Annotated in this window: 22 protein-coding genes and 1 pseudogene; 6 read left to right on the forward strand and 17 right to left on the reverse strand. The window is 48.4% G+C overall.

Annotation, left to right across the window (positions count from 1 at the left end; genetic code table 11):
• Window positions 1-21: 21 nt before the first annotated feature.
• The 5 genes from MHH82_RS17160 to MHH82_RS17180 all read right to left on the reverse strand — a co-directional run bounded on the left by MHH82_RS17160 (window position 22) and on the right by MHH82_RS17180 (window position 5,722).
• The gene (locus MHH82_RS17160) at window positions 22-987 is read right to left on the reverse strand and encodes an ABC transporter ATP-binding protein (protein ID WP_340966950.1); all 966 of its coding nucleotides are present in this window, start codon (window positions 985-987) and stop codon (window positions 22-24) included.
• Entirely contained in the window at window positions 980-1,963 is a 984-nt protein-coding gene (locus MHH82_RS17165; RefSeq protein ID WP_036660646.1) for an ABC transporter ATP-binding protein, read from the reverse strand. Before MHH82_RS17165 ends, MHH82_RS17160 begins: the two co-directional genes overlap by 8 nt.
• A gap of 7 nt (window positions 1,964-1,970) precedes the next feature.
• Window positions 1,971-2,855 carry an oligopeptide ABC transporter permease gene (gene opp4C, locus MHH82_RS17170; RefSeq protein ID WP_235201683.1) on the reverse strand — a complete coding sequence of 295 codons (885 nt, stop codon included), beginning with the start codon at window positions 2,853-2,855 and terminating at the stop codon, window positions 1,971-1,973.
• A 65-nt stretch (window positions 2,856-2,920) separates the two neighbouring features.
• Window positions 2,921-3,874 (reverse strand): ABC transporter permease, encoded by a 954-nt coding sequence (locus tag MHH82_RS17175; protein ID WP_015735600.1) that lies wholly within the window; start codon window positions 3,872-3,874, stop codon window positions 2,921-2,923.
• Between the two features lie 99 nt (window positions 3,875-3,973).
• Window positions 3,974-5,722 carry an ABC transporter substrate-binding protein gene (locus MHH82_RS17180; protein ID WP_340966953.1) on the reverse strand — a complete coding sequence of 583 codons (1,749 nt, stop codon included), beginning with the start codon at window positions 5,720-5,722 and terminating at the stop codon, window positions 3,974-3,976.
• A gap of 707 nt (window positions 5,723-6,429) precedes the next feature.
• On the opposite strand from MHH82_RS17180, the gene MHH82_RS17185 reads away from it, so the two are divergent.
• The gene (locus MHH82_RS17185) at window positions 6,430-7,329 is read left to right on the forward strand and encodes a dihydrodipicolinate synthase family protein (RefSeq protein WP_036660650.1); all 900 of its coding nucleotides are present in this window, start codon (window positions 6,430-6,432) and stop codon (window positions 7,327-7,329) included.
• 228 nt (window positions 7,330-7,557) lie between these two features.
• Window positions 7,558-8,457 carry an EamA family transporter gene (locus MHH82_RS17190; protein ID WP_340966954.1) on the forward strand — a complete coding sequence of 300 codons (900 nt, stop codon included), beginning with the start codon at window positions 7,558-7,560 and terminating at the stop codon, window positions 8,455-8,457.
• 231 nt (window positions 8,458-8,688) lie between these two features.
• On the opposite strand, the gene MHH82_RS17195 is transcribed toward MHH82_RS17190, so the two are convergent.
• Entirely contained in the window at window positions 8,689-9,174 is a 486-nt protein-coding gene (locus MHH82_RS17195; RefSeq protein ID WP_145038388.1) for a DinB family protein, read from the reverse strand.
• Between the two features lie 176 nt (window positions 9,175-9,350).
• On the opposite strand from MHH82_RS17195, the pseudogene MHH82_RS17200 reads away from it, so the two are divergent.
• Window positions 9,351-9,464, forward strand: a pseudogene (locus tag MHH82_RS17200) (AraC family transcriptional regulator); the annotation flags it as partial.
• A gap of 121 nt (window positions 9,465-9,585) precedes the next feature.
• Here MHH82_RS17200 and MHH82_RS17205 read toward each other — a convergent pair.
• The 10 genes from MHH82_RS17205 to MHH82_RS17250 form a co-directional block, all read right to left on the reverse strand.
• Window positions 9,586-10,527 (reverse strand): hypothetical protein, encoded by a 942-nt coding sequence (locus tag MHH82_RS17205; protein ID WP_340966956.1) that lies wholly within the window; start codon window positions 10,525-10,527, stop codon window positions 9,586-9,588.
• A 176-nt stretch (window positions 10,528-10,703) separates the two neighbouring features.
• Entirely contained in the window at window positions 10,704-12,023 is a 1,320-nt protein-coding gene (locus MHH82_RS17210) for a sensor histidine kinase (RefSeq protein WP_145038384.1), read from the reverse strand.
• 17 nt (window positions 12,024-12,040) lie between these two features.
• Complete coding sequence (locus MHH82_RS17215) at window positions 12,041-12,211, reverse strand: hypothetical protein (RefSeq protein WP_340966958.1); 171 nt, start codon at window positions 12,209-12,211, stop codon at window positions 12,041-12,043.
• Between the two features lie 142 nt (window positions 12,212-12,353).
• Window positions 12,354-14,951 carry an FtsX-like permease family protein gene (locus MHH82_RS17220; RefSeq protein ID WP_340966960.1) on the reverse strand — a complete coding sequence of 866 codons (2,598 nt, stop codon included), beginning with the start codon at window positions 14,949-14,951 and terminating at the stop codon, window positions 12,354-12,356.
• The gene (locus MHH82_RS17225) at window positions 14,948-15,631 is read right to left on the reverse strand and encodes an ABC transporter ATP-binding protein (RefSeq protein WP_251496356.1); all 684 of its coding nucleotides are present in this window, start codon (window positions 15,629-15,631) and stop codon (window positions 14,948-14,950) included. The genes MHH82_RS17220 and MHH82_RS17225 overlap by 4 nt, the downstream gene beginning before the upstream one ends.
• A 24-nt stretch (window positions 15,632-15,655) precedes the next feature.
• Window positions 15,656-16,594, reverse strand: a complete 939-nt coding sequence (locus MHH82_RS17230; protein ID WP_036660657.1) for a VanZ family protein — start codon at window positions 16,592-16,594, stop codon at window positions 15,656-15,658.
• Between the two features lie 101 nt (window positions 16,595-16,695).
• On the reverse strand, window positions 16,696-17,697 hold the full coding sequence (locus MHH82_RS17235; protein ID WP_036660658.1) for a sensor histidine kinase: 1,002 nt from the start codon (window positions 17,695-17,697) through the stop codon (window positions 16,696-16,698).
• Entirely contained in the window at window positions 17,698-18,381 is a 684-nt protein-coding gene (locus MHH82_RS17240) for a response regulator transcription factor (protein WP_015735612.1), read from the reverse strand.
• Between the two features lie 152 nt (window positions 18,382-18,533).
• Window positions 18,534-19,775 carry a YbfB/YjiJ family MFS transporter gene (locus tag MHH82_RS17245; protein WP_015735613.1) on the reverse strand — a complete coding sequence of 414 codons (1,242 nt, stop codon included), beginning with the start codon at window positions 19,773-19,775 and terminating at the stop codon, window positions 18,534-18,536.
• Between the two features lie 43 nt (window positions 19,776-19,818).
• Window positions 19,819-20,904 carry a polysaccharide deacetylase family protein gene (locus MHH82_RS17250; protein WP_036660659.1) on the reverse strand — a complete coding sequence of 362 codons (1,086 nt, stop codon included), beginning with the start codon at window positions 20,902-20,904 and terminating at the stop codon, window positions 19,819-19,821.
• Window positions 20,905-21,035: 131 nt separating this feature from the next.
• Here MHH82_RS17250 and MHH82_RS17255 point away from each other — a divergent pair, with 131 nt between their 5' ends.
• Entirely contained in the window at window positions 21,036-21,932 is an 897-nt protein-coding gene (locus MHH82_RS17255) for a LysR family transcriptional regulator (RefSeq protein WP_340966966.1), read from the forward strand.
• A gap of 211 nt (window positions 21,933-22,143) precedes the next feature.
• Here MHH82_RS17255 and MHH82_RS17260 read toward each other — a convergent pair whose 3' ends face one another.
• Window positions 22,144-22,476, reverse strand: a complete 333-nt coding sequence (locus MHH82_RS17260) for a glycerophosphodiester phosphodiesterase (RefSeq protein WP_051425303.1) — start codon at window positions 22,474-22,476, stop codon at window positions 22,144-22,146.
• Between the two features lie 334 nt (window positions 22,477-22,810).
• Here MHH82_RS17260 and MHH82_RS17265 point away from each other — a divergent pair, with 334 nt between their 5' ends.
• Window positions 22,811-23,293, forward strand: a complete 483-nt coding sequence (locus tag MHH82_RS17265; RefSeq protein WP_340966968.1) for a MarR family transcriptional regulator — start codon at window positions 22,811-22,813, stop codon at window positions 23,291-23,293.
• Window positions 23,294-23,352: 59 nt separating this feature from the next.
• Window positions 23,353-24,387 carry a nitroreductase family protein gene (locus MHH82_RS17270; RefSeq protein WP_340966970.1) on the forward strand — a complete coding sequence of 345 codons (1,035 nt, stop codon included), beginning with the start codon at window positions 23,353-23,355 and terminating at the stop codon, window positions 24,385-24,387.
• Window positions 24,388-24,446: the final 59 nt, after the last annotated feature.

Consider the following 24,446-nt stretch of genomic DNA (forward strand, 5'->3'; position numbering starts at 1 on the left):
ATCTGAAAATCGCGTGCCGCTTCAAACGAGATGACAAGCCACGTAATGATCGTCCACCACGTTTCGGAGCTCGGGCACGACCTCCCTGCACTGCGCCAAGGCATATGGGCAGCGTGTATGGAACTTGCAGCCGGAAGGCGGATGGGCCGGACTTGGAATATCCCCTTTAAGCACGATTCTCTCCCGCTTCAGCCTCGGAACCGGAACAGGGATCGCCGATAACAATGCTTGCGTATAAGGATGCAGCGGACGGCTGAACAGTTCGTCACGCGAAGCCATTTCCATCATGGAACCAAGATACATCACCCCGATGCGATTGCACAAATGCTCCACGACGCTTAGATCATGCGAAATGAACAAATAGGTTAATCCGCGGTTATGCTGAAGCCTTTGAAACAAATTGATGATCTGTGCCTGGATGGATACATCAAGCGCAGACACCGGCTCATCGGCGATAATAAAATCGGGATTCAGCACCAGAGCGCGGGCAATGCCGATCCGCTGCCGCTGGCCGCCCGAAAACTCGTGCGGAAACCGATTGTAGTGATAGGCAGATAAGCCGCAAGCCTCCAGCACATCCAATACCTGATTGCGAACCTCATCTTTTTCGGCCAAACCGTGCTCTAGCAGCGCTTCGCCGATGGCGTCTCCGATGCGGATTCGCGGATTCAACGAGCTGTAGGGGTCCTGAAAGATAAGCTGCATTTTAGGTCTAAGTTTGCGCATCTCCGATTTGGGAAGCTCGTGAAACGGGATTCCTTTATAAAGGATGTCCCCGCTGGTTTTCTCATGAAGCCGAAGAATCGTGCGCCCGACCGTGCTTTTGCCGCTGCCGGATTCGCCGACCAGGCCGAATGTTTCTCCGGCCCGTATACTCAAGCTAATGTCATCAACCGCTTTGACATGACCGACGGTACGGTTAAGCAGCCCTGCGGTGATGGGAAAATATTTTTTTAAATGTCGTACTTCCAGCAATGCTTCACTCATGCCGAGCCTCCTCTTCATACAACCAACAGGCCGTCCTGTGACCGGGCTCCACTTCTCTTAATGACGGCTGCCGGGTTCGGCAGACGGGCATGCAGCTCTCACAGCGATCATGAAAATAGCAGGATTCCGTCAATTCAAGCGGATTTGGAACCTGACCAGGGATGGAGTATAACTGCTCCGAGCGCTGGCCGATGATCGGCTTCGATTTCAACAATCCCTTCGTGTACGGGTGTTTCGGATGGTCGAAGATCTCCTCGACGTCTCCTTCCTCGACGATTTTCCCCGCGTACATGACGATGACATAATCCGCCATCTCGGCCACTACGCCAAGATCATGCGTGATCAACAGCATTGACATATTGGATTGCTCCTTGCTTTCCCTAAGCGTTTCCAGCACCTGCGCCTGGATGGTAACGTCCAGTGCGGTCGTCGGTTCGTCGGCGATTAACAGCTTGGGGCCGCACGAGATCGCAATTGCAATCATAATCCGCTGCAGCATGCCTCCCGACAATTGATGGGGATAGGAAGCCGCGATTTGTTCCCCTCGGGAAATGCCGACCAGCTCGATCAATTCGAGCGCTCGGGCATAAGCTTGTTTTTTGTTCATTCGCCGATGTAGCATGAGCGGCTCCATGATTTGCTTGCCGATGGTAATGACCGGGTTCAGGGAGGACATCGGTTCTTGGAAAATGATCGAGATGTCGTTGCCCCGGATTCGGCGCATCTCTTCTTTGCTGATCTTCAGAAGATCTTTGTCCCCAAATTGGATCCTGCCGTTCACCACCTTCCCGTGCGGCCCTTCGACCAGTCCCATGATCGACATGGCCGTAATACTCTTGCCGCAGCCGGATTCGCCCACGACGCATACCGTTTCGCCTTCGCGGATACGGAAGCTGATATCATCCACCGCTTTGACCGTTCCGGTTCCGGATTCGAAATAAGTGCTTAAGTGATTGATCTCAATTAATGAATTCATCATCCGTTCACCTGCTTGTATTCTGTTTAGGATCAAGTACGTCTCGCAATCCGTCGCCGAAAATGTTAATGGCAATGACCGTCAAAAAAATGGCCAAGCCTGGTGGAATCCACAGCCAGGGCCGTTTCTCAAAATCGATGACATTGTTGGCCGCATCGATCATATTTCCCCAAGTTGGCGTTGGAGGCATGACCCCCAGCCCGAAGAAGCTAAGGACCGATTCCGACAGTATAGCTCCACCGATGCTAAGCGTGGCGATGACAATCAGAAGCGGGAAGACATTAGGCAGCAAATGGCGAAACAGCTTCCGTTTATCGCTGAGACCAAGCACGTCGGCTGCCAGCATATACTCTCGTTCCCGCAAAGTCAGCATTTGGCTGCGGACGAGCCGAGCTACGCCGGGCCATCCGATGATGCTGAGCATGAGCATGACCAGATACAGCCGATAGTCGGTCGGAACCTTCCAATCCGACATCAGCGCACCCATGATAAAGAGAATTGGAAGACCCGGAATCGTGAAGAGCAAATCGGCTGTTCGCATGATCAACTGATCGACTACTCCACGATAATAACCCGAGATGACGCCGAGAACCGTCCCGATCGTCATAGACAGCGCCATGGATGCAAGACCGACCGTGAGCGATATTCGGCCTGCTTGCAAGAGTCGGGTCAGCACGTCGCGGCCGAGCAGGTCCGTTCCGAGCCAATGCTTGCCGCTTGGAGGCTTGTGCATCATGGCAGGATTGATTTTGCCATCCGCATACGGCGAGAACAACGGACCGATAAAGCATGCGACAAACATCAACACGATAAAGGCGAAGCCGGCTACGGCCAGCTTATTTTTCCAAAGTTGCCGAGTGGATTGCTTCCACAGGGAGTCTGGAACATCCATTCTTCGGGCGGCTTTTCCGGCTTGACTTGCCGTCGTTGGAATCGACAAGGTAATCCCTCCTTTCTTTAAAGCCTGACCCGGGGATCGGAAGTGTGGTAGAGGATATCGGATATGAGCGTCCCGACGACCGTCAAGATAGCCAAAAACATCGTAAAGCCCATAAGGAGCGGATAATCCCGCACCGTGAAGGATTGCATGTACAACTGGCCGATGCCCGGCCAATTGAAAATCTTCTCAATGATGATGGAGCCGCCGAAAAGGCCCGGCAATTCGAAACCGATCAACGTAATTGCGGGCAGCATCGCATTTTTCAATGCGTGGCGGTACAGCACCGTTCTCTCTTTCAACCCTTTCGCACGGGCGGTGCGGACATAATCCTGCCGGATCACCTCCAGCATGTTGCTGCGGAAATAACGGGTGAGCGACCCGACGCCGAGCAATATCATAACGGCGGCCGGAAGCAGCATATGGTGCAGCACCTCGACAACGTAGTCCCAGCCCTCGGCCCGGCTCCCCGTCGTAATCATTCCCCCTGGCGGGAGAATCTTTAAATCGACGGCGAATACTTTGATCAGGAATAATCCGATAAAGAACGAAGGAATCGACATCGCGGCGAAGATGCCGATCATAACCAGGGTATCGAGCAGCGAATATTGCTTATAGGCCGTAATAACGCCCACGACGACCGCGATGAACCAGGTGAAGAACGTGGATACCACCGCCAGCACAAAGGAGTTCCATATGTAATCCTGAAACAGGTCGAGGACGGGGCGCTGCTGAGCCAGAGAATAGCCGAAATCGCCTGTGAAAATGTTGGCCATCCAATTAACGTATCGTTCGATGACAGGTTTGTTCAACCCGTGGATTTCCCTGAGTTCCGCCTTGCGCTCCTCGCTCAAACTCAAGTTGTTATCGACATAATCGCCTGGCGTTAGGGAGTACAGGAAGAAGATTAACAGGGATGCGCCAATTAATATCAAGAGCATGTACAAGCATCTTCGGAGCAAATAGGTTCTCATGTTCTCTCCTTCATTAGTCATCTCCTTGCCTGATGGGTTCAGGCAGGAGATGTCTTCTTTGATAGAGCAGTCTAATCTTCCCTCCAGCTGCCAGCTGGCTTATTGCAGATTCCATCCCGGCAAGCTGTATGCGATTCCCGCCAGCGGGTTCAATTCGAAACCGTCGATGCGCCCGTTGATCGCGATGACCGATTTGGTATAGTTGGTAAACATGATCGGTAATTCGTCATTCAATATTTTGAACATTTCGTGGTAAATCGCTTTGCGTTCTTCGACGTCGCCCGTGGCAAGACCCTGGGCGTAGAGCTCTTCGATGCGCGGATTGTCGTAGCCCTTCGTTTCGCCTTTGATGAACCGCTCCACCCCTTGCGAAGGATCGCTGATAATCGTCGTCGAGAACGAAGCCATGTCATAATCACCGCTGTTGACCTTGGATACGAGCGTGTTAAAGTCCGGGAATTGCTCAGGCACGAAATCAACCCCGAGTTCTTGATAGTTCTCTTTGGCAACGGCAATGAAAATATCGGTATTCGGGCTCTTTGATCCCAGATAGTTGATACGAAGCTGGACCCCTTCCTTCTCCCGAATGCCGTCTGCGCCGACCGTCCAGCCCGCTTCATCCAGCAGTTGTTTTGCTTTTTCCGGATCATACGGATACGGGTTGATATCCTCCTCGGTATAGGACCACAGGATCGGAGATGATGGGATGTTGGCGATCGACGCTGCCCCTTGCCTGGAATCCACGTAAATCAGCTGACGATTCAGGCCGTAAGTCAAGGCTTGGCGAACCCGCTTGTCTTTCAATGGATCCCTCTCCAGATTGAATTGATTATAGCCGTAGTTGCTGGCCGTGGACGGAATCAGGTTCAGGAAACCAAGGGCTTTCAGTTTCTCGATGTTATCCGTCGTAGCCGAGAAGCTGCCATAGTCGACTTCTCCGGTTTCGATAAACTGCCAAGTGTCGCCTTCCGTCGTCTTGTAGATGAAGTATTCGGTCTCCGGTTTACCTAACACGTAGTGTTCATTGGCAACAAAACGCACTTCTTGGCCCGGAATGAACTTCTCCAGCTTGTAAGGGCCGTTCGTGATCGGATTGGCGTGCAGGTTCTTAATATAGTCCAGGTTGCCGAACTGATAATCCTTGCCGTAGTACGCTTTGGACAATATCGGTCCGCCAAGCACCGTCAACGCCGTTGCGTTGGTCTCTTCCAGCGTCACGGAAATCGTTCGCTCGTCGATAATTTGAATGCCTTCAATGGAATCCGCTTTTCCGTCCTTGTAGGCTTGACCTCCCTTGATCTTCGCCTCTACCACGCTGTTGAGACCGTCATACGACGGATCATGAAGCAAGGTCCATGTAAATTCCACGTCCTCGGTTGTCATGGGGGAACCATCGCTGTATTTCAGCCCTTCCCGAAGATGATACGTATACGTCAGCTTATCCTCGGAAATTTCCCATTTCTCCGCGAGACCAGGAACCGGTAAACCATCGGTATCGACGCGGACAAGCGGAGTGTACAGAACAGAGTTTACATTACCGTCATAACCCACTTGGGTGAAATATGGTGTGAATGCCCCGCTCGGATTCACCAGAGTGACGATAATGGCATCATTGCGCTGCTTCGCTCTGTCCGGTAGCTTGTTTAAATCGGTTGCCGCAAAGGGTTCTTCGAGCAAATGGCCCTCCGTACCTTGCTCAGCCGGCTCACTGGATGCGTTCGCTTCTGGAGTTGTCGGCGGCGATGCGGCCGTCTCCTTGTTAGCAGATCCGGAGGAGCAAGCAGACAATATCAAGAATAGCGACAATAACCCTAACCATAACAAACCGGAATATCGTTGTTTTCTCATAGAAACCACCTTTTCCATTTTTTAGAGTTTAACCTCCAAGTAAAATTATAATTCAAATAGGTTAAGTAGGATTTATTGCCAAACTGATGCATCAGTAAGCTCATTTTAGCCAGCGTTATTGATTCTGTAAATAGCTAACTTCCGCGTGTTTCTGTCTAGACAGAAACATTCTGACTACTTTTGGACATTACAATGTTGGCCGTAACTTCGTCGGCATTTGTTCAAATGATGGATATCAAATCATCTTTGATTCTCCAAGGTTTGCGATGGCTTCCTTCTATCGATTCTTGTCCTTCCATCTCCGTTATATGGAATGACATGCCTACTAATAGGTAGAAATCGAATCTTCAAGCTGCATCTGTTCTTGCATCGCTACGACCTATTGGGCCCTGGGAGATTCCAGTCCGTTATTTATCTTGATGTTGAGTTGTCCATATCGACCGAATTTAGTAATTCCATTCCGGTTTTCACATAAATTTTTTTAAAAAAAAGTTTTTCCTCCCCTTCTTTTCCGATTTTTCCGGTTCCGTCTACCGACGGCATATCCACTTCCATCAAGGTACTTTTTTGTTTGAAACCGACACACCAATATTACTTTGATAAATTGGCCTAATAGAGTGTTTTGAAATTGGATCTTTAAGTGAGTCCAGTTGATTCTTATAATTTGTGTTATTTATGAAAGTTAACATTTGGAGGAGTGTAGCTTCATGTTCCATGGATTATCCGCCTTTCCACTGACCCCAATGAATGAAACAGGAATTAATGAAAATGAATTTGTTAAGCTAATTGAACGATTGGCAGCAGCAGGCGTAGACTCCATCGGGGCACTGGGTTCTACAGGTAACTATGCCTATCTGAGCCGGGAGGAACGCTACCGGGTTTTGCAACTTGCGGTCGGTTACGCTGAGGGCATTCCCGTGATGACAAGCATAAGCGCAATGCGCACGGCTGATGTGCTTCGTTTGGCAGAAGACGCACAAAGAGCAGGAGCAAGTGCGGTGCTGTTAGCTCCTGTTTCTTACCAAGCATTAACGGATGAAGAAGTATACTCCTTATATAAACAGGTGACATGCTCACTCTCTATCCCGCTTTGCGTTTATGATAATCCGGGGACTACGCATTTTCATTTTAGCGATGAACTGCATGGCCGAATTGCTGAGCTCCCCAATGTACGTTCAATCAAGATCCCTGGAGTGCCGTCTGAACCTGAAGCAGCCAAGACACGAGTAAGCCATCTCCGCGAGCTCATTCCTTCCGGCGTAACCATCGGAGTAAGCAATGATCCGTTTGCAGCCACCGGCTTGAATGCAGGTTGTGAAGCTTGGTACTCGGTGCTGGGAGGCTTATTTCCTAAGACATGCATGAGGATGACTCGATTGGCTTTGGAGGGCTTTGCAGACGAAGCCAATCTCCTTTCTAAACAGCTCGAACCGATTTGGACGTTATTTCGCCAATATGGTAGTCTTCGCGTAGTATCTGCAGCAGCAGAAATGGATAACTTGATTTCAAGTCCCAGCCTCCCTCTTCCGTTACAACCACTGAATCCTTCAGCCAGAGAGCATTTGAAGTCCATACTTGTTGACATTCAACTTATGGAATCATCTTGATTGACATCTATATTGGGGCTGTTGCGCAGCCCTAATATTTTTATGCATAGTAATTGACATGGATCAAAGTATGCTTTTATACTGTTAAATGAACTTAATATCTTACCTAAAACCTATTTGGGATGATGTGGACTTTTCTGGAGAGCTATCTCTCCATTTTCGCCACGCAAAGGCCGTACGGTCGTTTGTGTGGCTTTTTTGCGTTTAACTAAGGAGGATAATGATTAGATGAAATTATGGCACTATGCATTGATCGTTTTTTTAGGAGGCTGCAGTTATGGGGTTTTGTCCACCTTCGTTAAATTGGCCTATGCAGCAGGTTTCACCGTGTCCGCAGTAACCGGAGGACAGTATCTCTTCGGCGTTGTCCTCTGTTGGCTTGCCGTGTTATTTACCAAACAGAAAAAACTGACTCGGATCCAGACTTCAAAGCTTATCCTATCTGGAATTCCCTTCGGGTTAACGGGCATATTTTATTATCAAGCCCTACAAACTTTAAGCGCCTCTCTAGCAATCGTTATTTTGTTCCAATTTGTTTGGATCGGAGCCTTGTTGGAGTGGGTATTCCACAAGAAAAAGCCAACCAAGACGAAACTCATTTCCATCGCCTTGCTTTTGGCTGGTTCCGTGTTGGCAGCCAATATCCTATTCCAAGAACCCATAGTGTTATCATGGCAGGGATGCCTCTGGGGAATGCTTGCGGCATCGTCCTTTTCCGCATTCGTATTTTTGAGTGGATCGGTTGAAAAGGAAACCCCTCCCATTTTAAAAAGCGCCCTACTTTCCACGGGAGGCGTATTGACCGTATTTATCGTTTTTCCGCCAACGTTTTTATTCGACTTGGATGTATTGGTGGGAATCATTCCTTACGGATTGGCACTGGGCATATTCGGCGGCGTCCTCCCCCCTCTTCTGTATTCGATTGGAATGCCGCATGTCGGTTCGGGATTGGGAACCATTCTTACGTCATCCGAATTCCCGGTTGTCATCGCCATGTCCTCTTTAGTCCTGGGAGAAACCATAAGCTGGTCTCAGTGGATTGGCGTGATCATCATTCTGGGCGGAATTTTTTACAGTAATATTCGATTTCGTACTCGGAACAGAGAAGCTTTGACAACCACTGTGTAAGCTAAAAGCATGTGACAAAAAAAACCGCTAAACCCAATAGGATATGGCTCGATATCAAGTAGATGGAGTAAGAACAAAAAGATGAATCCTTCGGTTCCATACTAGAACTGAAGGATTTTTGTTCTTTACGCCATTCGTTGGGGATAAGCAGTTCGGGCATCTTTGCCGATTGCATAGCTGTGAACTCGTCCATATGCTGACCCTGGCATGTTTATCGTTCAATAGAATACATCAGCATTTTATATCGAATAACCCTCTATGAATCAAGTTTGCAGTAACCGGCTGCTTTCCGATTTCTCGCGACCAGATAGACAATTGACCGATATGATGAATTTCATGGGCGATCACGTGACGCATCACTTCACCGAATGTAAATCTTTCCTGTTCCCCGTCCTGGTTCGTGTCAACCATGATGCGATCTTCCAAGCTATCATTCCAGTCGTAGACGAAGGGTGCAATTTCCGCATGGGCTCGGGCCGAATAATCTCTTAATCCTTTGACGCTGGCACAATCCTCGAAAGAAGGAATATCCAGCTCTTTCCCTTGCAAATCCCCGCACAACCAGGCATATTCAACGGTCACGATATGATACAGTGTGAAGACAATGCTTCCTATGCCACCGGTGCGTTGTTTCAACAACTCTTCCTCGCTCACGGTATCGCACCAGTCAAACCAATCTTGGCGAACTTGCCAGTTATACTCGAATAGCTTCAACATGTCACAGCCTCCTGTAATCATAAACTTTGTCGCGTATACTCATGATTCGCGATCTAATTCCATTATCCTCCCTCTATGAAGATTCCGGATCCGAGGTTTACCTCTAACATATCATGTATTGTTGGATGAAGCGTCTCTATTCAAAGCTAAGAACAAAACCATAGCCATGATGCAGGACGTCCCAATCCAATCAGGTAGGATTTAACAGCACCAGCTATTTCATCAATCAATTCAGAAAAACAATGAACATGACACCTTTAACCTATAAAAAGCAGAAAAAAATAACGTAACATGCCGATTCGTAATGGAGTGAGGAACTTTATATGCTTCAAACAAAAAAGCCGCATACCATGCGGCTTTTCAGTGTATTCATGTTCTTGTCGTTTGACAAAAAACAGCGGTACGGGTAGTTTACAAGACTCGCCGTCGATCGTGCAGCACTAGAAGAATGATCATTACCATTATGATCCCCAAGATCATCCCCGCTTCCGTGGTCAACACCCGCAGCAACGGGTACTCCGGAGAAAATTGGGAGTCCGTGCGTATGGCGGAAAAGAGATTGTATGAGAATAACATTCCCGACGAAATCCACACCGTTGCCATCGGGGGGAGAAACCTTCGCGATTCGTTATCCGAAGTTAGAACCCGAGCTCCCCACGCTCCCGCGAAAGACCATGCTCCGGTACTAAACGTCAGCAGATGCCACCACACATCGCGTTCATCCACTCTTGCCGGGTCAATGCCGAAGGTCCCTCCCGCAGCCCAAAACACCTTGATGGTGCCGAGTAGAATACAGCCAACTCCAACAAACTTGGCCAATGTTTGCTGCAGCTTCAAAGTGTTCCCGGGTAAATCACGATAATCAAAGAATGTGCCGAAGGCCTCCGGCCAGCGTGTTCTGGCGTAACCTGCTAGGGCGAGAGGCAGACAAATGCCGACACCGACCAGCGATATCATGACGAAAAACTGTTCATAAACCCAAACATCGGCGGCGCCTGCCTCCTTATCCCGAGTCATGGCTGCCGGTCCTAGTACCGGAGCCAAGAGCAGCATTGGAACCAGCAGACCCGTACCCATCCAAATGGGGATGGCAACCAGCCAAGCAGGAAGACGTTCGCCCCATGGCATGCTGAACGCCAGCGCCAGCAGGATTCCGATCATTGCGAGCACTACGGTAGCTGCGTTGATCGCACGCCAACTAACATCGCCCATTTGTTCAGTCGGAATGAAGAAACCTAAAGTCCAAGCGATTTTGATCAACAGATACGGCAGCACCGATATGGCTGCTCCATAGCCGCATATACGACGCATTTTCTTCCATAACGGCGCGTGCAGCTCTTTCGACATTGCCATGTTATCATACCTCATGTTGGATTACTTACCTCCTTAAATAACGCTGCTTGCATATCCCATTCTATCTTCTGATTCGAAAAGTAAAGCGACCTTAAGTTTAAGAATGGGTTAAATTTCTGCATAAGTAGCCTTACGCGAGGTAATTGATCAAAAAAGAAACTGCATGCAACCGTAATCTAAATGCTGCCGCCGCTATCCTTCCAAAGATAAAACGAGCTTCCGTTTGCTTCGGACTTCAACTCCCATTGCAAACCCATCTCCCTGGTCATCATGGATACAATGGACAATCCAATTCCAGCTCCTTTTTCAGGAGACTCGTTACAAGTGCCGGGACCCTTGTCTTGTACGATAATAGCCTGATTTGGATAATCCGTGATTTGAATGCCGATGTATCGGCCAGCTCCAGCATGACGCACCACGTTCTGGAACACATTGTCAATGATCCGATGAAGCCACATGGGGTCTACATTCCATAGGATCGGGCAATCAGGCAGCTCGACAACAACATCAAAGTCCTTTGCCTCGAAGATCGGATACCATTCGGCCACGCGGTTACGAACTTCTTCAGTGATATCGATCGATTGGATGTTAATGGGATACTTACCCGCCGATAGCAGTGAGTATGACAGCAGGTTATCCATCAACTTGTCGACTTCATCCAGCTTGTGATCAATGATAGAAAGCGACGTCTGTTCCTGGGAAGCAGCAGGATTACTTCGAACGGAATGAACATGCTGCCGAATGACAGTTAACGGAGTCCGGAGATCGTGGGAAATATTCGAAATGAATTGCTTACGCAGTTCCTCCTCCTCCCGCTCCCGCTGCTGACTTTCTTTAAGCTCGCAGACCATCCGGTTAAAGGCGCCTTCCAGCTCTCCAATCTCGTCTTCCTTGCTAATAACGACTTCATTCGGGAAGCCGGTCTTCCCGCTTAAGTTCATCGCTGATCGAAGTTTAATCAATCTTTTTCGAAGATTCACGAAGAACAGAAATGACAGTACCAGAAAGCATAGACAGACGGTGAAGAACATAATGGCTAACGGCATGTTTTCTGGAAACGACATTTCCGCAGATATAATATAAGATTCGGGAAGACTCATCACCATAAAGCCTTGTTTTGGATCGTTTCCGATGAGAGCCGTCAAGGTAAACGCTTCCTGGTTGCTATCCAGGGTTTGAAGCGAGAGCATATCCTCATAACTCCATTGCGCCGGGATATCGTTCGAGGTGACCTTGATCGCATTCGTTCTACCCGACGAGTCGACCCAGAACATCTCCGCCTCCGGATATTCCTTGCTCAACGCGCCTAGTTTGGCATGAATCGCGGCACTTCCTGCACCATTCAGCTTGATGGCCTCCTCTTGCCACCTACGAGTGATCTCTTCCGGACGATACATCGAATGCTCGCTGAATAGGTAACCCGGTAAATAAAACATCGCTGGAATGACTGGCCATAACAGCAATGCGGTCATCATCAGAGCCAGGTATTTGCTCATTAACGAGGTGCGCATCCTCATGTTCTCACTCGGTATCTAACGCGGCGAATCGTCTCGATCATCTGAGGGGAACGGGAGTCCAGCCCTGTTCTCCAGATCACCTCGTAGTCTTGTCCGCATAGAAAGTTTCTGGGCCAGGTGCTAATTTCCTGATTGTTTTCCATGTACAAGATCGTGAATGTCTTCATCTTCACACAGACTCCTAACAAGTGGTATAAGGTTAGTCTAACACAGGAAGGAAATACGGTGAGCGTTATAACGAGAACTTCTATACTTCAAGCAAAAAAGCCGCAACTTTTGCGGCTTTCCTGATAGTCAATTTCGATCTGCCTATATATTCTCCTGCTTTAACGCATCAATAATGTTTTCCTTTTTTAATTTCCTGCTGGAAAAAATAATCGCAGAAACGACAATAACAAATACGGCGACGACAACAGAAAGCACACTCAGCCAGGGAACGGTGAATCCGTAGCTGAATCTGTTCGCAAATGACCTATAAATCAGAATCATCACGGCGAAACTGACGGGAAGCCCGAACAGCAGCGACTTGACTCCATAAAAAATACTTTCATAGTTCATCATTTTCGCAAAGCCCTTTGGCGTCATGCCAACGGATTTTAACATCGCAATTTCTCGCTTACGAAGGGATAAGCCCGTTGAGATGGTATTAAAAATATTCGCAATGGAAATCGCGGAGATTAATACGATAAAACCGTAAGAAAAGACGGCCGTCAATAGAATCTGTTGTTCTTCGCTTTTTCTGGATTGATATACATTGTAGACATTCAGATTGGTCTCAAACATCTCTTCGATTTCCTGCTGTGTTCTCATCGGCTCCGTACTTTTCAAATAGAGGTATGTCTGAAGGTTAGCCAGCTCCTCGTCGTCTGCCAATTGATCCATGATGTGTTCCGACACGATCATATTTAACCCACCCACGCCTGCCCCGCTCATCCCCATCGGCGCTTGATCTTGATCCGCCAACGCGGCAACGGTCACCCGGCTTACCTTCGTTTCTTCCGCATTATATTTATAGCTATTCGTTAGTTCGAAATTTTGACCGACATTCGTATACACGGCCTTTGTCTGGACATATCTCCCAGAATCCATATCTTGGTAGCGGATCGTATCCATCACGATCGCGGCAGGATGATCCGGATCCCTAAGCTGTTCGTAATTTGCACCGACGGCATTGGCATAGGCTTGCAGACTCAAATCGTTTAATGCATGGATCTTAATCTCGTAAGGGTATTTTCCGCCTTGCAGTAAACCCTTATCCTTCTTAACCATCTCTTGCAATTCATCGGCGATGTACGCTTCATCAACCCAAGCCTGCTTATAGAACTCTTGAATCAGGTTGTAATCCGTTACACCATCTAAGGATACAATCGATTGCAGCAACCGGTCGTCTATTCTTTTTCCATTGCTGTACGACAATTGAATATCATAATTGACGCCTTCCTGCGACAATTCCAGGGATTGTTTCATGCCGGCGGTAAAAAACGATACCGTCAAAAATAAAACGATGCTGATGACAAGCGAAAATACAATGGCATGATATCTCCGTTTGTTTCTTTTTAAGTTTTTCAATCCGATTTCCGCTTCGATGCCGAAGAGCTTGCGAATGAACCTCGACGTTTTCACGGCTTTCGCCGTAAGCTTAACGTCGGACGTTTGGCGAATTGCGTCCAAAGCGGAAACCTTGGATGCTTTGATCGCCGGAAGATACGTCGAAATGAAAATCGTCAGCATCGAAACAACACAGGCAATCAAGAGTGATAACGGCGTGACGATGACCGTCAGCTTTTCACTGCTCCATAATGCCCCTTCAATCATCGGGTTCATGAACCAAAAGGTGATTCCGATCCCAGCAAGACTGCATAGAATGCCAATCGGAATGCTAATCAGGCCAATAATGACACCTTCAAAAAGCACGGAATTTCGCTTCTGCCTTTTCGTAGCCCCGACGCTCGCGAGCATCCCTAATTGACGGGAACGTTCCGAGACGGATATCGCAAACGCATTATAGATGAGCGAAACCGAGCCGATCATAATGACCGCCATCAGAATCGCCGATAAAGAGTACATCATGCTGTACGATTTTTCGTTTTTGGATAAGCCGTAATAATGCAGCAAGTCGTTATTGTATTGGACCGATTCGATGCCGTTTCTCTTTGCCACATTTTCCGCATGCGTAAACAAGGACGGTTTGATTTTCTGCAAGACCACCGCTGCATTCACGTGATCTTTTGCCCCGATCATATTTTCATCGACATAACTGATCATCGTATAACCCGGAGACCAAGCCGTTTCCCATTCGGGACGCTTGATGTAGCCGACCACCGTATAATCCCTTGTCTCGATATGCTGCAAAGTTTCGGTCAAAGCGCCCTCTTCCCTGCGCAGCGGTTCGGTCTGATCCAAAGGATGATCGCCCCCTTGTTCGAATCGTTCGCCGATGCGAAGGGTTAGACGATCCCCGATTTCGTACTTCACTTTGGCGTTCGTTGCAACGGGCTCGGAGATAACGACTTCCTTGTCCGTATGGGGTAGACGCCCCTTGCTTAGTTCAACCTGAAATTGCGTGAAACCTTGCGCATCATACTCCTTGATGAACAAGTATGGTTTATTGGGATTTTGTCCCCCTTCTAAAGGAGCGAAGCCAAGATCCCTTGTAATCGCAACCGTTTTAGTTGCCTCATCGGCTTGTATCGCCGCAAGCTGTTCTTTGGTAACATCTTGATATTGGACATGCCACTCCCCGCTATCCGCGATGGTTTGCCTGATCATTAAATCCGAGAAGGAGAACACAAGCGTAGCGACAGCTGTCACCATGGCAACCGAAATGATGACGCCGATGATGGTTACGAGTGTTCGTCTCTTGTTTTGCTTTAAATTCCGGATGGCAAGTTTGTAGACAATATTCATCGACGGATCACCTCGTCTTTGGCAATCTTCCCGTCTACAATTGAAATGATCCTGTCGGCCTGCAAAGCGATTCGTTCGTCGTGAGTGATGATAATCAGCGTCTGATGATAGGTTTTATTCAACATTTTCAACAAATCGACGATCTCGCTGCTATTTTTGCTGTCCAAATTCCCGGTGGGCTCGTCTGCCAGCATGATGGCAGGGTTACTGATGATCGCTCTGCCGATCGAAACCCGCTGCTGCTGTCCGCCGGATAACTGATTGGGCAGGTGGTTTAAACGATGCTCCAAATTTAGCGTCTTTACGAGCCCATCGAACTGCTTCTTATCTTCCTGCTGGTTGTCAAGCAAGAGCGGAAGCGTCATGTTCTCTTTCACCGTTAAGGTGGGAATCAGATTGAAAAACTGGTAGATCAGTCCGATTTGTCGCCGCCGGAAGATGGCCAGACGCGTTTCGTCCAATGCATAGATGTCCGTATTTTCAACGAAAACCTTGCCGCTTGTCGGTCGATCGACGCCTCCCAGCAGATGAAGAAGAGTCGATTTTCCCGATCCGGACGGGCCGATAATCGCGACGAATTCGCCTTTTTGAACCGAAAATGAAATATCGTCAAGCGCCTTTACCGCCGATTCGCCTGTCCCGTATATTTTAGACAAATGCTCGATTTTTAATATTTCCATTGCCATAGCTCCCTCCCTTCATGCTCAATTCCAGCGATAGACCATCTCTTGATATCCAACATCCCACAGGGTTACATTTCCCTCAATGGTTATGGTAAGCTCATCGGCCTTGGGGAAATAAATCAAGCCCATATCCGGCTCGTGGCGTCCGGCTTCAACAGATACAGTCAGGTACTCATGTCCATCGGCGGTAACCCTAATGCTGCCTTGGGAATCCTGCTGATCGGGAATTCCATAATTCAAGAAAAGGTACAACTCCTTCTTATTGCCAAACGTATATGTGTACGTTTCCTTGTTTTTACCTTCAATGCTGTACACATTATATTGGGGTTCCACATCTTGACCGCCAATCTCAAAACTGGCCGTTTTGAGTCCTGTTGAAGGATTCCCAGTACTATTCCTTAAATCGTTTATCGCCACAAAGGGACCCATCTCTTTGGTGAACGCTTGGTCAACCATCCCGAAGATCCCCCACACCCCGAGCATCAGGACAATGCTGGAAATACCCGAAGCAGCAATATTTCTCCAGTAGTTTTTTCTACGAAAGCCAAGTTTGTACGCCCCGAATCCGATGGCTGCGCCCGTTGAGTTCTGAATGAGGTCGTTCATGTCGAAGCTGCCGAGGAAAGTTAGCGCCTGAATCGTCTCCAGCACAAGAATCGACAGGACGAACAAAGTCATGAAGCGAACAAAGTTGGTTCGATATAACAACGGAATCAATATGCCAAAAGGAATGAAAGCGGCGACGTTCCCGAAACCCACAAAATCCATCAACGTCGGATGTAGAAGGTCGGATAGACCTGGCAGCCTAAAAAAATCGTCCGGTAAAAAAATAAAGGTGTACCCCTTGATTTGATCTGCCTTACCTACTCTGCCGAAAGCGAAAAACAAAAAATAAAGAATAAACAGGGTGTAAAATATCGTAATAGCAAAAATAATCTTACGCTGTTGCTTCGATTGCATTGTCTTACCTCCATCGTTCTTCTGATGAATATCATTTTATCTGTCTAAAATGACTTTACAGTGACGATGGAGGTGACAATTCAGTCACTTACGGAGTGCCGCTAAATCACCTGCTTATAAAATTTAATCCGAAACTGCGTACCCTTCTCGCTGTCGCTCGTCACATCGATCACGCCGTTCTGGCTGGCAATGATGCTCTGAGCCATCGCAAGCCCTATGCCGATGCTCCCTTCGCTAGCATTCTTTCCTTTGTAGAAACGTTTGAAAATATACGGCAAATCTTCTTTCGGAATGCCTTTTCCGTTGTCGGCAATGACGATTTCCGTGTATAACGCGTTTTCGGAAAATGAGATGGCGATCGCACCGCCTTCAGGCGTATGCTCCACTCCGTTTTTCAAAATATTGATAACCGCTTCAGCAGTCCAATTGAAATCGCCGACAAAAGAGACATCGTCTTTCCCCGCAATGGAAACCGTCTGTCCCTTAATATCCATCGGAATCATTACCGGCTCTAATGCCTTTTGGATAAGGTTTTTCATGGGTATTCGATCTTTTTTGAATGGGATGGTCTTCGCGTCCATTTTCGATAGCTTTAATAAAGAAGAAACAAGCCAGTCGATCCGTTCAAGCTGGATGCGAATATGGTGGGTGAACTCCGTTCTTTTGACCGGAGGCAGGTCAGGGGCGCTTAGCAGATCCGCCATGACGGTCATGGAGGTGAGCGGCGTTTTGAGCTGATGCGAAATATCGGAGATGGCATCCGTCAATTGAAGTTTGTCCCGCTGCAATAGCGACCGGTGTTCCGACAGCATGCGCGTCACTTTGTAAATATCATTCTTTAGGATGCTAAGCTCGCCTTCTGTATTATCCCGCACGTCAAGGGTATCATTGCCGCTGCTAATCTCCCGCAAATAGACGGACAGCTTTTCAATTTCGCGGTATCTCCATTTCGTAAATAACAAGCTGCCGCCAATGAGCAAAATCGATAGAAAGAAAACGAGCATTGCGGCGGCAGGAGAGATCATAAGAGCTGCAACAATCCCCGCAAGGCTGACGGAACCCATGACGAACAATAACATCATAATTTCTCGATTGCGCAGCATCTAATCACCAACCTTATATCCCAGTCCGCGCACGGTTTTGATCAATGTCGGATGTCCAGGATCATCTTCCAGCTTTTCCCGCAGTCTTTTGATATAAACGGTTAACGTATTGTCGTTCACGAAATCGCCGGCCACATCCCAAATTTGCTCTAATAGCTGATTTCTTGAGAGAACCTGCCCGATATGATTGCCAAAGATGAGCAATAAGCGATATTCCAAAGCGGTCAACGCTATCTCGGCACCGTTCTTGAACACTTTCCCTTCCAGCGTATTGATGCGGATATCATCGATATCCATGATGCTGTTAACTTGGGACGGCTTTTGATATCTTCTTAAAACGGACTTGATCCGCGATAGAAGTTCACGCACTCGAAAAGGTTTGGTAATATAATCATCGGCTCCCATATCAAGCCCCATCACGACATTAACCTCATCATCGATCACGGTTAAGAAGATGACCGGAATGTCACGCCGCTCCTTCACCATCTTGCACAATTCATAGCCGCTTCCGTCCGGAAGCTGTAAATCGAACAAACATAAAGCGAACTGATCGATGTCTTCGGCGAGCACCTGTTTTGCAGATGCGACATCATGGCAAATAACGGTGGAATAGCGCTCTTGCTGCAGCGAATATTCCAGACCGGACGCAATCGTTTTATCATCTTCCACTAACAAGAATTTCATATCCAAAAAGATCATCCTAACGTTATGATTAAATTTATGACCCCATCTTCATTCTGATAGTTTACCAACGCATTAGGAAAAATAAAAGCCGTTGCCTCAATGAAAACGGCAGCCGATCATTTGACCAGCTGCCTCAATATGATGCTTCAACATCAACTACGGATAGGCAAATCTCGAATCTCAAGCTTTCGTTGCTGTTGTCCATACAATACAGCCAACGCAGCGGCAATCGCCATAAAGATGGCGCTGGATGCCACGCCGAATGGCAAGCCGTATTGTTCGACGATCAAACCTCCAACGATGGGACCGATGATCTGTCCAGAGGCAAAAAAAGCAGTGGCTATGCTGAGGCTTGGCGCATACGCGTGGTGAGGGACATGACGACGAAGAAGCGCTGTTGTCATCAGCGGAGGGGTAATAAAGGAAACCAACCCAATCGTGGTGGCTCCAAGTACAGTAAAGAACATATTATTAGTGATTACCCCACACGCACCGATCGTACCTAAGGTTAATCCCGACGCCAGCGTATACCCGTTCGGCCATCGGTCAATGGCTCTGCCTCCGATCCATCCGTTAAACAAACCCGCGAATCCGATACCGGACCATATCAGCCCGGCATAGAGGGATGGAATGCCTTGGTTCACCAGATAGGGAATCAAATACGTGAAATAGATGATGTATCCCCAGCCGAAGAAGAAATAAGAAGCGATTAGGAACAAGAGCTTATTGGGGTTCAACAGGAGACGATACACATGATTGCTTTCTTGGTCCCTTGGCTTCGATTCGGTCGGCGCGGGTATTTTTACGACTCCCCTCTCTCTGGTAACAACGAACTCGAAACCGAGCGCGGCAATTACACCGAATACGCCCATGATTACCCAAGCATACCGCCAACCCTGCAGGTGTGAAGGATCAATGATAAAGGGGGCGAACAAACCCGTCACTAGAATGCCGGCAGATCCGCCCAGCCATATAAGACCCGATGCAACGCCTCGTTCCGCCGGTCGAACGGCATCCATGGCAATGGACAGGACTAACACGGTCGCGAAGGCAGATAACAATCCGATGGCGAACCGCCAAAGCCCAAGCTGGGTAAAATGGTCACTAAATGCCGAGCCGATCAAAGTTAATCCGAGCAATAAGCACGTCATCCGATTCATGATATGCTTGTGGTCTGGAAACCGGGAGATCAACGGGGAAAGACACAACGTCCCGATTAAATAACCGATAAAGTTGACGGTGCCGAGTATACCCAACTGTCCATAACTCCCCCCGATGACCCTCTGGATCCCGGGCAAAAACATGCCGTAGGAGAGCCGGGAAAAACCGAGTATCACGACAAATAATAACGATGCCCATAGCGTAATCCAATTCCATGCCGATTTAGTACCCATATCCCCCATCTTCCCCCAAAATAATAAGGCGAACCATGAACCGCTACCCTTCCTGCAATACAATCTCGGCTTCGATGCCCATCTGTTCGCACAGCTTGTGAATCCGGCGCATGTCCTGTGTGCTGGTGATCCATTCGCAACCCAAGGCTGATGCCTCGTGAGCCGCCCATTGCAGGATATAGACTATAGCATCCGCATGGGCTTCCTTCGTAGCGAAGTCCTCCAGTATCAGCGTGCCGCCCCGGATCGAAGCACGCACGTATGCCCAGTGCTGTCCGGCAAAGCTGCGTGCGACAAAACGCGTTTCACCATCCGACGGAGACTGCATGGAGAGCGCTTGCAGCCATTTGCCGAAAGCTCCTGACCCCGTCGGAGCTTTCGGGTTCCCCCATTCAAGTGAATCGGCAGCCAGCTTCCGCAATTCATCCTCGTCAGCGACGCTCTTCCACTGCTCACTTTGGTAAGAGTTCGGGAGAATCGGTTTGAAGCGGACTTGCCAGCTGCGTTCGCCTGCCCTGATGCCATTGGCATGTAGCAGATCGGATACGGTGATCATATCAAGACCTTTGGCGTGAGCATGGTGTACAAGCGATTTTACGGCCTGCGGCGTTTCTTTGGCGATTTCATTGGCATGAAACATCAAAATCGTCCCATTATCCAGCTTAGGTATCACCCGCTCCACAAGCTGCGCGCTTGGCGGTCCCGACCAGTCGACGGTATCCTCCCCCTCGATGACCAGATAGTTCCACTCCCGAAGCCATTCCAAATTCTCTTCCCGATAAGAGGCGTAAGGAAACCGCATGAAAGTCGGAACCGGCCTTCCCGTTGCTTCTTGATAAGCAAGCTCAGCCCATTTCAACTCTTCCAAGAATACGGCTTTGGTCACATCTGCCATTCTGCGGTGATGGTAGGTATGCGTGGTAAGCTCATGGCCCCTGGCTATCATTTCTCTTGCTTTCGCCGGATACCGATCAAACCACTCGCCCGTTAAAAAAAACGTCCCGCACGCGCCTCCCTGCTCCAAAGCATCCAGCCATGCGTCAACAGGAATCCGCATCGGTCCGTCATCAAACGTAAAGGCACAGTGAGAAAGCGCCGGATTGCCGCGAGTAATGACCAAATTAGACATCGTAAATCCCCCTTCTGTAATATCTTTTCATCAGAATACCGGTGTGACCCTATTGTAAAATCCCGGGAATGTTTTGTAAAATTGAATAATATGAATGAATGATTCAGATAACTTAAACAAAGGTGATGGAAATGATGGATCTTCGAGCTTTAAAGACCTTTGAGGCTTGCGTGCGTCTTGGACATTTTTTGAAAGCCGCCGAGGAACTCCAATATGCTCCTTCTACGGTAACCCTTCAGATTCAGCGTCTCGAAGCGGATCTTGGCGTTTCTTTGTTCGGGCGCGACGGAAAACGCGTGATTGTGACCGAAGCCGGCCGATGGCTCTATCATGAGGCCTCGGCTTTACTGAAATCGATCGGAGCCATGAGGCAGACCGTCTCGGATATTGCAACGGGAGATAACGGCTCAGTGCGTTTTTCCTCTATCGAGCCTGTCGCAAGCCAGCAGCTAGCGGCCGTGATAGCCCGCTATTGCAAGACTAGACCGAAGGTGCAGTTAACGATGGAAGTAGGCGGCAGCAGATCCATTGCGGAGAGGGTTCGGGCCGGCGAACTCGATTTTGGTGTTTGCTCGGCTCCACCTTCGAAGCTCATGCTGGAGTTTGAGCCGCTGTTTGAAGAAAGATTAGGCGTCATGTTAAACATGAATCACCCATTAGCCGATCGAGATAGCATCACGGCGAGCGACCTCGCGGGGCATACCATTCTAGTCAAAGAACCGACTTGTATCTATCGGGAGCTTTGGGAAACGGCGATTTATGAGGCTGGGGATAACCTGTTCTCTTGTATGGAGGTTGGAAGCTTCTTTGTGATTCAACAAATGGTAAAGGCCGAGCTCGGTATCGGGATTGTTCCGATATACAGCGGTCTGGAACAGGAGGGCTCCTTGGTTATACGACCAATAACCGATTTGAATCCTGTCATTACGATAGGCATCGCTTATAAAGACAAAAACGTCCTAGGCAAGGCAGCTTTATTGTTAATGGAGGCCATTCGGAGCATCCGCGAACCCAAGCCTGCTCTCTAAAATTCGACAGGACCTGTATGGAAAATGACGATGAGTTAACTCCCATGAAAAATTTCGGCGGTAAAGTCCCGTGCTGTTCATGCCCTTCTTGTTCAGGGCTGCAGCGTGCGCGGAAAGTTGGAAATCGTCCTCTTTACGTAAAATAAAAAAAGCCGCAACTGTGCGACTTTTAAGCATATATGTTGTATCGGTCCACGGCCATACCCCAGGACTACCCGTTCTGGCCGGATACCTTCGCCCAGAGTTCCAGCTCGTTCGTGCAGATAAGCAAGGAAGGATATTGAGCTGCCAATTTCATGTCGCTTTCTTGATTAACTGTCCAGGAGATGAGCTGAATGCCTTCTTCTGCACAGCGTTGGATGAAAGGCTCCGTAATATGTTGATGTTCAATCGACATGTAGCCGCAATGGATCTCTTTGGCAAATGGAAAAAATGCCGGCGAAGCCCCGATATTGATCAGGCCAAGGCCGATTGTATCGTCAAGCTGTCTTACTCTTTCGAGGCAATAGTGGTCGAAAGATGTGATGAAGACCTGCTCCTGCATTCCTTTTTTCTAGACCATATCCAGTACAAGCTGTTCCATCCCCCGGTATAGATCGCCCATCTGCTTCAATTCAATATCAATGATGATCCGGTCCTTTAATAAATCGAGCGCTCATCACCTGTATATTACAGTGAGCAGCGCTATTGCACAATGCGTTTCTTCCAACTCTTGCATTCAGATCGTCAATAACACACTTCGCTTGTTCCCAGCGCTCAAAATGCTCAGTAGCTGATTGTCGGACATCACATGCAAGATGCATGCGGCACTTGCTGAATCCGACAAACTGTGATATTTTAATTTCCAAGTAAACAATATGGAGTGTGAGACCGGAACTATGGATTACCCTGATCGCATCAAGTCAATCATTTATGAACAGCTGCTTCACTTCTCTCATTTGCATGAACAGCGAATGGAACTGGAACTTAAAGAAATCCAAGAGATGGTCCAGCTTCATCAACTGAAAGGCGTACCTGGAAATTTATCGACCATCCATGTCCTGGATTGCATCGGCCAACATGAACCGATCAATCATTCCGCGATTGCCGAAAAATTAAATTTGTCGAAGGCGAGCATTACCAAAATCAGCAAGAAACTGCTTGCGCTTGACCTTATTCATCGAACCCAGCTTAACGACAATCGCAAAGAAGTCTATTTTCGTCTAACGCCCCAAGGTAAGCAGCTGTTCGAATTGCATCGGACTTTGCACGAAGCAGAGGAGCAGCGCTTTATGCGATTTTTGGACGATTACTCCGAAAGCGAGCTGCAGACGCTGTTGAAGTTTTTTCAAGGAATGGCCCGGTATATCAGCGAGAGATAAGTAAATTTTTTTAGTATTTTTGTTTATCAGTAAACTATATTATATAAGGAGGAATCAAATTGAATATTCCCCAAACGATAAGAGAACGCAGAACCATCCGGAGATTCAACACAACGCCGGTACCTCCCGAACTGGTCGTATCCTTGTTGAACGATGCGGTCAACCTGTACGAAGACAAAGGTACGCCCCGCTGGCGCTGTCTTATCGCTGGCACGCCGGAGTCCCGTCAAAGATTGGTGGAGAGCATGATGACCAAGATGAAGGAAAACCGATTCGTTAAGCTCATGCCCCCAAAAATGATTGATTTTTTCATTAAACGAGTAACGGAAATTCCCGCTCACCTGATTTTCATCGCGGAATCGGCCTCCGATCGGCGGCAGAGCGACGAAAACTTCGCTGCAGTTTGCAGTGTGATGCAAAATTTTCAGCTGCTTGGCTGGGAACGTGGATTGGGCGCGCTGTGGGACACGGACCCCATGTTTCAAAGCGAGTCATTTCTTGCGGAAATCGGTTTGCAGGAAGGTGAAAGGTTTGCCGGGATTTTGCACATTGGATATTTCGATAAAGCGCCGAGAGCCCGAAGAAGAACGCCGGCCGAGCAGAAATGGACCGCCGTCGGCGAAGGCCGAGAAGCGGATGGGCTACGGTCGGAACGCGGCGGGATTTCAGCGCAAAGCATTCTGGAAGTGCTGGATGACGCTGTCTGGGCCCCGAATGACGGACTAAGAGAACCGTGGCGCTTCATCTATGTGACGGGCAGCGAAGCGGCCGCAAAGCTCTCGAATTCGGAAGGATATACATCATCGGCTTTTCTCTTGATTATAGCAGAGCATGAAGAGGATCCCCACAAGCAGGAGGAGGATTATGCGGCGATTTGCTGTTTGATCCAGAACGTACAACTATTGGTAAAATCCGGGCCGTGGAACGCACGCCGATCGATACCGGAATGGATTTATGACCAGGATCAGTGCAAAGCGTTCGGCATTCAGCCGGAGGAGCGGGTTGTAGCGGTGCTGGAGCTCGGAGAAAACAATCGATCGTTGCAATCGGTATCGTCTCCTCCCCCGCTCCTTAACCTGACGCATCTATCATGATATGAGCGGGGTGGACCTCCCCAGATCGCTTGATGTGAAGTCCACCCCGTCGTATTTGT

Source organism: Bacillus sp. FSL K6-6540, assembly GCF_038007545.1.

Bases quoted from the DNA above. Each gene is read 5' to 3' on its own strand.
- MHH82_RS17220 (WP_340966960.1), bottom strand. From the start codon at position 14,951: ATGAATATTGTCTACAAACTTGCCATCCGGAATTTAAAGCAAAACAAG.
- MHH82_RS17160 (WP_340966950.1), bottom strand. From the start codon at position 987: ATGAGTGAAGCATTGCTGGAAGTACGACATTTAAAAAAATATTTTCCC.
- MHH82_RS17165 (WP_036660646.1), bottom strand. From the start codon at position 1,963: ATGAATTCATTAATTGAGATCAATCACTTAAGCACTTATTTCGAATCC.
- MHH82_RS17210 (WP_145038384.1), bottom strand. From the start codon at position 12,023: ATGAGCAAATACCTGGCTCTGATGATGACCGCATTGCTGTTATGGCCA.
- MHH82_RS17180 (WP_340966953.1), bottom strand. From the start codon at position 5,722: ATGAGAAAACAACGATATTCCGGTTTGTTATGGTTAGGGTTATTGTCG.
- MHH82_RS17265 (WP_340966968.1), top strand. From the start codon at position 22,811: ATGGATTACCCTGATCGCATCAAGTCAATCATTTATGAACAGCTGCTT.
- MHH82_RS17185 (WP_036660650.1), top strand. From the start codon at position 6,430: ATGTTCCATGGATTATCCGCCTTTCCACTGACCCCAATGAATGAAACA.
- MHH82_RS17260 (WP_051425303.1), bottom strand. From the start codon at position 22,476: ATGCAGGAGCAGGTCTTCATCACATCTTTCGACCACTATTGCCTCGAA.
- MHH82_RS17225 (WP_251496356.1), bottom strand. From the start codon at position 15,631: ATGGAAATATTAAAAATCGAGCATTTGTCTAAAATATACGGGACAGGC.
- MHH82_RS17190 (WP_340966954.1), top strand. From the start codon at position 7,558: ATGAAATTATGGCACTATGCATTGATCGTTTTTTTAGGAGGCTGCAGT.
- MHH82_RS17195 (WP_145038388.1), bottom strand. From the start codon at position 9,174: ATGTTGAAGCTATTCGAGTATAACTGGCAAGTTCGCCAAGATTGGTTT.
- MHH82_RS17215 (WP_340966958.1), bottom strand. From the start codon at position 12,211: ATGAAGACATTCACGATCTTGTACATGGAAAACAATCAGGAAATTAGC.
- MHH82_RS17250 (WP_036660659.1), bottom strand. From the start codon at position 20,904: ATGTCTAATTTGGTCATTACTCGCGGCAATCCGGCGCTTTCTCACTGT.
- MHH82_RS17175 (WP_015735600.1), bottom strand. From the start codon at position 3,874: ATGAGAACCTATTTGCTCCGAAGATGCTTGTACATGCTCTTGATATTA.
- MHH82_RS17230 (WP_036660657.1), bottom strand. From the start codon at position 16,594: ATGCAATCGAAGCAACAGCGTAAGATTATTTTTGCTATTACGATATTT.
- opp4C (WP_235201683.1), bottom strand. From the start codon at position 2,855: ATGGATGTTCCAGACTCCCTGTGGAAGCAATCCACTCGGCAACTTTGG.
- MHH82_RS17255 (WP_340966966.1), top strand. From the start codon at position 21,036: ATGATGGATCTTCGAGCTTTAAAGACCTTTGAGGCTTGCGTGCGTCTT.
- MHH82_RS17205 (WP_340966956.1), bottom strand. From the start codon at position 10,527: ATGGCAATGTCGAAAGAGCTGCACGCGCCGTTATGGAAGAAAATGCGT.
- MHH82_RS17245 (WP_015735613.1), bottom strand. From the start codon at position 19,775: ATGGGTACTAAATCGGCATGGAATTGGATTACGCTATGGGCATCGTTA.
- MHH82_RS17240 (WP_015735612.1), bottom strand. From the start codon at position 18,381: ATGAAATTCTTGTTAGTGGAAGATGATAAAACGATTGCGTCCGGTCTG.
- MHH82_RS17235 (WP_036660658.1), bottom strand. From the start codon at position 17,697: ATGCTGCGCAATCGAGAAATTATGATGTTATTGTTCGTCATGGGTTCC.